General features: G+C 71.2%; 8 protein-coding genes. 2 read left to right on the plus strand and 6 right to left on the minus strand.

Annotation, left to right across the window (positions count from 1 at the left end):
- Nucleotides 1-141 precede the first annotated feature (141 nt).
- Together ACWEVO_RS19565 and ACWEVO_RS19570 are read right to left on the minus strand one after the other, a co-directional pair.
- A complete protein-coding gene (locus ACWEVO_RS19565) occupies nt 142-450 on the minus strand; it encodes a hypothetical protein (protein WP_452308951.1) in 309 nt (102 codons plus the stop codon).
- 67 nt (nt 451-517) lie between these two features.
- Nucleotides 518-1351, minus strand: a complete 834-nt coding sequence (locus ACWEVO_RS19570; RefSeq protein WP_452308952.1) for a class I SAM-dependent methyltransferase — start codon at nt 1349-1351, stop codon at nt 518-520.
- A 103-nt stretch (nt 1352-1454) separates the two neighbouring features.
- Here ACWEVO_RS19570 and ACWEVO_RS19575 point away from each other — a divergent pair, with 103 nt between their 5' ends.
- Complete coding sequence (locus ACWEVO_RS19575) at nt 1455-2528, plus strand: LCP family protein (RefSeq protein WP_452308953.1); 1074 nt, start codon at nt 1455-1457, stop codon at nt 2526-2528.
- 58 nt (nt 2529-2586) lie between these two features.
- Here the strand turns inward: ACWEVO_RS19575 and ACWEVO_RS19580 are convergent, their stop codons facing one another.
- The 4 genes from ACWEVO_RS19580 to ACWEVO_RS19595 form a co-directional block, all read right to left on the minus strand.
- On the minus strand, nt 2587-4098 hold the full coding sequence (locus tag ACWEVO_RS19580) for a sugar transferase (RefSeq protein WP_452308954.1): 1512 nt from the start codon (nt 4096-4098) through the stop codon (nt 2587-2589).
- 225 nt (nt 4099-4323) lie between these two features.
- Nucleotides 4324-5337, minus strand: a complete 1014-nt coding sequence (locus ACWEVO_RS19585; protein WP_452308955.1) for a glycosyltransferase family 2 protein — start codon at nt 5335-5337, stop codon at nt 4324-4326.
- 126 nt (nt 5338-5463) lie between these two features.
- Entirely contained in the window at nt 5464-7038 is a 1575-nt protein-coding gene (locus ACWEVO_RS19590; protein WP_452308956.1) for a hypothetical protein, read from the minus strand.
- A 110-nt stretch (nt 7039-7148) separates the two neighbouring features.
- Nucleotides 7149-9041, minus strand: coding sequence for a trypsin-like peptidase domain-containing protein (locus tag ACWEVO_RS19595; RefSeq protein ID WP_452308957.1), 1893 nt, complete (start codon nt 9039-9041; stop codon nt 7149-7151).
- A 228-nt stretch (nt 9042-9269) separates the two neighbouring features.
- Between ACWEVO_RS19595 and ACWEVO_RS19600 the strand changes: the two genes are divergently transcribed.
- A partial coding sequence (locus ACWEVO_RS19600) for a MurR/RpiR family transcriptional regulator (protein WP_452308958.1) occupies nt 9270-9575 on the plus strand: 306 nt, incomplete at its 3' end.

The raw sequence follows: 9575 nt of genomic DNA on the forward strand, positions 1-9575 counted from the left end.
CGGCGGCCCGGGCCACCCGCCGCGGGCCGGTCGTCCGGGCCGGGGGGGTACGGGGTGGGGAACGCTGCCGGCGGTCACGCCGGTCGATGCTGCCGGACCGGCGACGGGCCGGACAAGCGCGCTAAGCGAAAGCTAAGGGTTTCAGGATGCGCGGTCGCGGAGCAGGCCGGCGGCGATGCCGGTGAAGGCGGAGACCTCCCCGGCCAGTTCGGGGCGCTCCCGGAGCATGTCCTCCAGCCGGACCCGCCACAGGCCGGTCTCCACCGGCACCCGGGTGTCGCCGGCCCGGCGCAGCCGGTCGCGGGTCTCGGTGAGGGCGTCCTGGGCGGCGGCGCCCAGCATGCCGCCGAGTTCCTGCCGGATCCAGGCGGAGAGTTGCTCGTCGGGCATCGCCTCGACGATCACCCGGGCGGTGTCCCAGGCCACCCGGGGGTGGTGGATGACTGTCATCGCGACTCCTTGGTCGATGTGCCGCTTCGGCCATCATCGATCCTGGAGTCGGCCCGGCACAAGGCCCTCACCAGGCGACGCCGATGCCGTCTCCGGGATACCAGTGGCGGACGGGGGTCTCCCGGTAGGCGAGGAACCGCCGGCCGGTCCGTTCGGCGTGCTCGGCGAGGACGTTGGTGGCGGTGACGTTGTCGGTGAGCAGCATGGCGCCGGGGGCCAGCTTCGCTTCGACCTCCTCGAACTCGCGCTGCTCGTGGACCCGGCTGTGGTCGCTGTCGTGCAGGAAGAGGTCGACGGGGCGGTCCAGCGCGGCGATCGAGGCGACCGAGTCGCCGATGACCAGGTCGACCACGTCGGCCCAGGGGGTGGCGCGGGCGAGGTAGCCGGCCTCGGGGTTGATGTCGAGGGAGGTGAGCCGGCCGGGGTGCCCGTCGGCGGCGTTGCGCAGCAGGGCGGCGGCCAGGACGCAGCTGCCGAGCCCCTTGTCGACGCCGGTCTCGACGACGTGGGCGGGCCTGCGGGCGCGGACGATGGCGTACCAGCCGATCCGGCGGGCGTAGCGGACGTGCCGGTCGGCGAGGCCGCGGCGGGACGCGGCGGCGGTGGCCGCCTCGATGTGTCCGCGTAGCCGGTCGTCGCCCTCCAGTTCGGCGAACCAGTCGCGGACCTGGCGGACGGGTACGTCGCAGGAGACGCTGACGAACCAGGCGAGGTGCTGCCGGCTGAGCTTGGTCAGGTCGTAGGTGTAGTTGTGATGCTCGCGGGAGGTGAGCAGCCAGCGGGCGGAGGTGCCGAGCACCTTGGCGTCGTGCCGGGCGACCCGGGCGAGCCGCTTGGGAAACGCGGCGATCGGCGCGAACCGGGTGCGGGCGACGGCCCGCCGGAGCTTCGTTGCATCCACGGGAGGGTCTTACCAGTTCCCGGCCCGGTTGGCCATGGGATCGGGCATCCGGGCGACGAAGAGCGGATACCCAGGCGCAGCAACGGATCAGTAGCATCACGGCATGTCTCGTCCCCATCAGTACGCCGAGCCGCAGCCGCAATACCCCCCGAACGGATGGGCCGAGGTTCCGTCCGAGGTGGAGCCCCCCGTAGAACAGCCTCCCCGCCGTCGTGGGAAGCGGATCCTGCTCATCAGCTTGCTGGTCCTGGCGCTGGTGGCTGGTGGTGGGCTGCTGGCCGGTGGGATCTATCTGAAGTCGGTGGAGTCCGGCATCGAACGGGTCGACGCCTTCGCCGGTGTCCCCGAGGCCGAGCGCCCCGCGGCCGGGGCCCAGGGCGCGCAGAACATCCTGATCCTGGGCAGCGACTCCCGTGATCCGGAGAAGACCTCGGGCTCGCGCACGGACACCATCATCGTGGCCCACCTCCCCGCCGACCGGAAGAGCGCCCAGCTGATCTCGATTCCCCGGGACACCTGGGTGCCGGTGCCGCGGTCCGCGGACGGCCAGCACGGTGGGCGGGAGGCAAAGATCAACGCCGCCTTCGCCTGGGGCGGGGTGCCGCTCATGGTGCAGACGGTGGAGAAGTTCACCGGGGTCCGGATCGACCACGTGACGATCATCGACTTCGCCGGCTTCAAGGACATCATCGACGCGCTCGGCGGGGTGACGGTCAACGTGGAGAAGTCGTTCACCTCGATCCACCCGCCGTTCCGTGCCTTCCAGGCCGGCCCGCAGGAACTCGACGGCGAGGCGGCGCTCGACTACTCCCGTCAGCGCAAGCAGTTCGCGGACGGTGACTTCGCCCGGATCCGGCACCAGCAGCAGGTCATCAAGGCGATCCTCGACAAGGCCGCCTCTGGTGGGATTCTCGCCAACCCCGCCAAGTTCAACTCGTTCGTGAAGGCGACGTCGAAGTCGGTCTCGGTGGACAAGAACATGTCCCTGCTGGACATGGGCAACCAGATGCGCGGGGTGCGCGGAAGCAACCTGTGGTTCCTCACCAGCCCGACCAAGGGCACCGGCCGGAAGGGCACTGAGAGCGTGGTGCTCGCCGACCCCGACCGAGTGAAGTCCTGCTATGACGCGGTACGCCGGGACGCAGTCGAGGAGATCAAGCAGTACGCCCGGAAGTGACCGGACCGGCGACACACCTGAGCGGCGGGGCCTTCCGGCCCCGCCGCTCAGCTTTGCGTCAGTAGGCCCCGCGGCGGGCCAGCACCACACTCAGCGTCCGCCAGAGGATGCCGAGGTCGTACGCGAGCGACCAGTTGTCGACGTAGTGCAGGTCCAGCCGGACCGCGTCGTCCCAGGTCAGATCGGAGCGGCCGGAGATCTGCCAGAGCCCGGTGATGCCGGGACGGACGAGCAGCCGGCGCCGCACGTCACCCTGGTAGTCATCGTCCTCGGTGGGCAGCGGACGCGGACCGACCAGCGACATCTGGCCCATCAGCACGTTGATCAGCTGGGGCAGTTCGTCCAGCGACAGTGCGCGCAGATGACGGCCGATCGGGGTGACCCGGGGGTCGTTCTTCATCTTGAACAGCAGACCGTCGCTCTCGTTCTGGTCCTTCAGCGCCTCGAGCCGCTGTTCCGCATCGGTGTACATGGTGCGGAACTTCCAGACCTTGAACGCGTTGCCCTTGTGCCCGATGCGCGTCTGCCGGAAGATCACCGGCCCCCGGTCGGTCAGCTTGATGGCCAGCGCGATGCCGAGCAGCACCGGACTGAGCAGGATCAGGCCGACCAGCGCAGTGATCCGGTCGAGCGCCGATTTCACCACCAGCGACAGACCCGAGAGCGTCGGCTCCTCGACGTTGAGCAGCGGCAGGCCCTCCACGGGCCGTACATGGATGCGCGGACCGGTGATGTCCGTGACCTGCGGCACCACCACCAGGTCGAGCCCGCTGCCCTCGATCTGCCAGGCCAGCTTGCGCAGCTCGTACGACTCGAGGCTGGCCGGGCCGCAGACGGCGATGGTGTCCGCGCCGATCTCCTGCACGAGCGGCACCAGCTCCCAGCCGACGTACACCGGCACGGGTGCGGTCACCGTCTCCCCGGGGCGGGGATGCTGCGGCAGGTGGATGGCGATCGGATGCAGCCCGGCCGCGGGGTTGCGGACGGCCACGTCGTAGAGGGCGAGCGCGTCGGAGAGCTTGCCGACGAGGAGGATCTTCTGGGACGAGCGCGCTCCGCGGCGGCGGAAGAAATGCAGCACGGACCGGGCCACGAACCGCCCGATCAGGGTGTAGCCCAGGGCGGCCGCGACGACGAGGAGCACCGTCAGCCGGGACAGGTCCTTCTTGAACCCGAGCGCGAGCAGGGACACGGTGGCGGCCATCGCGATGTCCGCCCTGACCAGCCGCTTGAGCTCCTCCGTGCCCATGCCCAGCGCGCGGCGGTCGTACGCGCCGCACGCGGCGAGCAACAGCACCCACCCCACCGGGATGCCGAGGTTGGCCACCAGCACGAAGACCGCGTCGACCCCGCCGGGCGCGGCCGGGTCCTGGAAGCCCGCGTCGGCCCTGGGGAGCAGGCTGATCGCGGTGCGGCTGGCCGCGAGCGCGGCGAGCAGGTCCAGCAGGAGCAACCAACCGATGTAGGGCCGGTGCCAGGCCACCTTGGGCGTCGCCGGGCGGGCGAAGGCCGACCGGGCGAAGCCGTGCGACGGCGTGATGACGCCGACGTCGTTGTGGTGCGGCGGCACCGTCCGAGGGGAGTGCTGCGAGGGCACCCTGGTGCCGTTCAGGGACACGTTCGTCCTTCCTCCGTCGACCCATGCGAGTGCGCGACGTGCAATCTAGATGGCGCAGGGGCCGCTTGACCAGAGGTGTCCCGCTTGATCATCGCCGGCGCGGCCGGCCCGGCCGAGCGGGCGGGCCGGCGTACGGACGGGCCGCAGCGGGCGTACGCCGATCGGTGACGCAGGCCCTCACTTGCCGAGAGCGGTCACCAGCCATTTGCCGACCTCGCTCACCGCACGGACCGAGACCAGGGCCCACGCCAGGCCCGGGATACGCGGCCGGCTGTAAGTCTTGATCAGCCGGGACCACACGGCCAGGCCGGCGAGACGCTTACGGCTGATGTTGCCGTCGTGCCGGTAGAACCGTACGACAGGATGCGCGAGGTGGGTCAGGTGCACGTCGTTTGCCAGCGCGCGCAGGACCAACTCGACATCCACCTTGATCGGGGTGCCCTCGTCGTAGCCGCCGAGTCGGACGAGCAGTTCCCGCTCCATCGTCATTCCCGAGTGCTTGAACGGCAGCCGCGGCCGGACAAGCACGGACCAGAGCATCCGACGGGCGGACGGGTAGGCCGGCAGCCGGATGACCCGTCCGGACTCGCCGGTCAGCTCCTCATAGTCGGTGTAGACCCAGCGGGCTCGGGTGCTCGTCAGATAGTCGTGGATCCGGCCCAGCCCGTCAGGCGCGAGCTCATCGTCGGAGTCGAGCACGGTGATGTACCGGCCGCGCGCGACCTTCAGCGCGGTGTTCCGCGCGGCGCTGATGCCCGACGGCCGTTGGCGGACCAGCCGGATGCGATCGTCGGCAAGCAGGCCAGCCTCGGCCAGTCCTACCTGGACCGGCACGGACGAGCCGTCGTCGACGATGACCACCTCGAAGTCGGCGAAACCGCTGTCGAGGATGCTGCGAAGGGACTTGACCAGCAGAGCCGGGCGGTCACGGACTGCGATGCAGACCGAAATGACGGGTGTCGTCGAACGGACCGGCGCGGCCAGACCCACGGTGGGGGCGTCGGTGGCGAGTCCGAGGGTGGGGGCGTCGTTGGCGAGCCCGAGGGTGACCGGAGCGATGCTAAAGGACATCACGTTCAGGTATGACTCGGGCGGCCCGGGCGCTTCAGTCATCGGTCCGTCCGCCGTCAGAGAGTGCCGGCCCGTCATCGGCGACTGACGTTCACCATGATCGGTGACGTTCCGCTCCACCGAAGCCCCGACTGATCCGGTACATCCATTCTCAACCACCCCCGTGCGCAGTCCCGGTGACGTGGTCACCGGACGGTCGGATTCTATCCAGCCGACCAGCGGCGCCATATCACCGAAAGGTCTGAGCTAACGCTCGGTCGGATAGCTGACACCTGCGGACCTGCCGTCGATCTCGCGCCGGGCCCGACGTGCCAGAGCCAGGATTTCGTCGGTAGCGAGGATCCGGGTTTCGCTGTCGGTCACGTCGGACGGGTCGCGAACGACCGGTAGCATCGCGGTCTCGGCGCTGTAGACGGATGCCTCCTCCTCCAGCGAGCGACGCCAGGCCCACCAGGCGATGCCGAGGACCGTCCAGGACAACGCCGACAGCTGCGCACTCTCGAACGCCGGCGACCCGAGGGCGACGACGCACACGAAGACGATGGCGCCGACGCCCCATGCCGTCACCGCGGACGGCACCGGGGTCGCGCGCCGGGAGCGACGAGCTGACCCGGGCAGCAGCGGTCGGACCACGAAGAAGAGCCAGATCACGTACGCGATCAGCCCGATGACGCCCACCTCCATGACGAGGTGGAGCCAGAACGATTCGACCCGCGGTCCGGATGCCTCGCCGCTCAGCGGCACCGGGCCGAGCTTCCGGTTCCGGTGCCAGTCGGGGTTGTTCCGCTCCGCGACCTCCCCGCCGAACTGGCCGGGACCGAAGCCGAGGAGTGGCTGGCGGGGCAGGATATCGCCGGCCTGCTGCAGCTCGAACACCGCTGGCCCCGGGGTCGGTGATCCGGGCGGGGCCGGGGTCGGCGACCCGGGCGGGGCGGGGGCCGGTGACCTGGGCGGGGCCGGGGTCGTCGGCGCAGCCGGGCGCGGTTTCGCCGGATCCGGGCCGCGGACCTGGCTGTGGGAGAACGGACTGACCAGCCGCCGTTCCCAGGCCGCCCGGTCGGCGGGCCGGGCCACGATGTACCCGATGGTGCAGAGGATCACGACCAGGCAGACACCGAGGATCCGGCGTCGTTGCCCGTGCACCAGTACGGCGATCGCGGCCCCCGCGATCAGCACGGCGATCAGCGACTGACTTGACCCGGTGGCGGCCAGCGCCAGCGCCACCAGAATGGCCGACATCCACCACATCGGCCGTACCTGAGGACGGCTGGCGAAGAGGGCGATCACCCCTACCAGGACGAGCCCCAGCAGGTGGGCGAGGTTCTCGGGATGTGCCTGCAGACCCTGCACCCTGCCCTGGTCCGACCACGCCGTCGCGGCCCAGCCCAGCGCCCGGTAAGCCGGCGTACCGAGCGCCAGCTGCACCAGCGCCAGCAGCACGTTGAGTGCGACGATCACCCCCACCACCAGCAGCATCCGACGAACGGCGGCCCAGCCGAGATCGGCCGCTCGGAGCGCGTAGAACACCAGGAGACCACGGAAGGCGACGAAGAGCGCCTGGCCGATCAGCCCGGCCGAGGAATCGTTGACCAGGCCCGCAACCACAATGACCAGGCCGAGCACGGCCAGAGCGAGATCGGCGCCGGTCCGGAACCGGGCCCACGCCCGGTCGAGGGCCACCTTCGCCACCGCGAGCGCGGCCAGGGCAAGGTAGAGCAGATTCCTGAGCCGCTCGAGCGACGAGTCCACGCTTCCCGGGTCGACCGTCTGGTCCTCGCCGCTGGTGGCGAGAAGAGCCGAGAGCCAGTTCTCGAGGAGCACCTGTACCAGCAGGACCCCGACGAGTAGCAAGATGCTGGTGGAGAGCCGGCGCGAGGCCGACCGGGGTCGCGCGGACTGTACGGACCGGCGCGACGTGGCAGCGGGCGAGCTCATCGGCGTCTCGTGATGAGCGAACCGGCCAGCAGCGCGAGCACGATCAGCAGGGCGCCGCCCGCTCCCGCGAACAGCCACCAGGCCCAGCCGGGCCCGCCGGCCGGCTCGCCCTCGATCTGCAGCCGGTTCAGCGCACTCTGCCGGTACGCCACTGCCAGCTGGTTGCCCGGCGACCGCTCGGCCGCCGTGCCGAGCTGGTTGGCGGCGGTGGCGTAGTGACCGGTGAAGTACGCGTTGAGACCGCTGCGGTAAAGCCGGTCGGGCTCGGCGAGGCCGGCGGTCACTCCGGCGCCGCTCAACAGCTCAGTGAACGCCGACGCCGGCACCACCAACCGGTTGGCCCGATCCGGTCGCGTCAGATCCTGGTCGACCATGCCGATGACGCGGCCGGCCGGGTCGACGGCGATGCCGCCGTGGGAGACGCGCCCCAGGTCGTCGCCGAGGCGCCAGGTCGACACGCTGCCCCGCCGTCCGGTGCCGATGACCTTCGCCATCTTCGCCCGGGGCGAATAGGTGACGGTGCGTGAGCCGCTGTCGTCGGTGCCGAAGCCGGCGATGAGCAGCGCGTCGGTCTCCGCGGGCGTGGCGGCGTAGACCTCGGCCGCGGGCAGGTTCTGCCGGCCCAGCTTCACCAGGGCGACATTGCCTCCGTCGGCCGCCTGCGCCTTGACCAGCTGGCCGGGGACGGCCGGGCCGTCGGTCAGGTTGCCCTTGGCGTCGTTGGGCTTCGCCAGCAGCTGGATGGCCGGCTCGCTGTTCGGGCTGACCCCGGTGAACCGGGTTTTCGGCAGGTTGGTCGAGATGTAGTGGGCCACCGCGTCGGCCTTGAGCTCCTGTGCGCGCACCAGGGTCCTGGCGATGGTGTCGAGGGCGATCTCCCGGGCCGTGTCCTCCGACGGCTTCACGCACGAGCTGCTGGTAAGTGCATAGCCGTCCGAGTTCACCACGAACCCGGTGCACCGACGGTTGAAGACGATCGCGGTGGCGCGCAGCGGACGGTTGGTCGTCACGTCCCGTAGGTAGCCGGTGACGACCGCCTCGATGAAGACCAGTGAGGGCCCCGCAGCCGCCAACGCTCGCTCCTGCGGGCTCGATGGCGGGAATTCTCCCCACGGTTGAAGGCCGGAGACGGTCGGTGCACCCGAGGGAAAGGCCGCAGGTACGTCAGCGGAGGCAGTCGTCTCCCCGTGGCTGCCGGTCCAGGCCACGAGGCCGCCCACCCCCGCGACGATCGCCAGGACCAGGGCGGCGACTGCCAGCCAGACCGGGGCTCCCCGAGTGGCCGGTCCAGCGCCACCCGTGGACGGCAGGATGCGCCGGTCGGCCGGCCCGGCGAGCGGGTCGGCCGGCCCGGCGAACGGGTCGGCCGGCGGGGGGTCGGCCGCCGGGGCGACGGTAGGGGCAGGCGATGCGGTGCCGGTTCCGACCGTCTGCTGCCGCGGAACCGCGCCGGCGTGCATCGCCCAGGGCAGCTGCGGGGGGCCGGAGGTCGGAACACCCGACACCGGGACGCCGGAGACCGGCCGCGGCGGCGTGTCGACCGTGCCGGTGGCCGGGATCAGGATGTCGGGCCGCGCCTCCGCGTCGTGCAACTCCATGCCGAGGGTCTGGAACAGCCGCTGGGCACCCATGCCCTCCTCGGACGGGTACGCCGCCCACGGCTGGGGTGCCGCAAGGTCGGCATTGACGAACCGCTGCCCGCCCGGCGCGTGCGCCAACGCGTTCGCCCCGTTCGCGAAGGCCTGCCGCCAGGCCTGGTCGGCTGCCGCCGCGCCCTCGAGCACGGCGACCGTCACCAGCCGATCCTGCCCGTCGATGGCCCACCACGCCGTGCCCACCTGGCAGACGCCCAGCGCCTCGGTGAACCTGTACGGACCAACCGGCTGCATGCCCACTCCTCTGCCTACCCGCCTGCGGATAGTACAGAGACACCACACCCCGCTCCGCCCCACCGGTCCCCCGTTGGCGGGTGGTGGGACTCCCGCTGATGTGCGGCGGGTCGAGGGGCGGCGGCAGACGTTGGGCGGCGGTCGCCTCGCCGGTCCTCACTGGACCGGGCGGGCGCCAGGCAGAAGCCGTCGGTTGCCTTTGAAAGTTTTCATGCATAGAGTCCACCCATGAATGAAAGCGGTGCGGCACCGGCCGACCGCCTGCTCGACCTCTTCCACGGCGTACGGCTCACCCCGACCCAGCGGCGGATCGCGCACTGCCTGGTGCAGCACGCGGGGGCGGCGGCGTACCTGTCCGCGGCCGAGGTGGCCGAGCTGGCCGGGGTCAGCCAGCCGTCGGTGACCCGGTTCGCGATGACGCTCGGGCACGACGGCTACCCCGCGCTGCGCCGGCGGCTGCGGGAGCTGGGCGCGGGCGGGGGCACCCCGCCGGCCGACGGGGGCAACCCGTTCCAGCGGGCGGTCCGGGCCGAG

This window comes from Micromonospora sp. NPDC003776 (genome assembly GCF_053605645.1).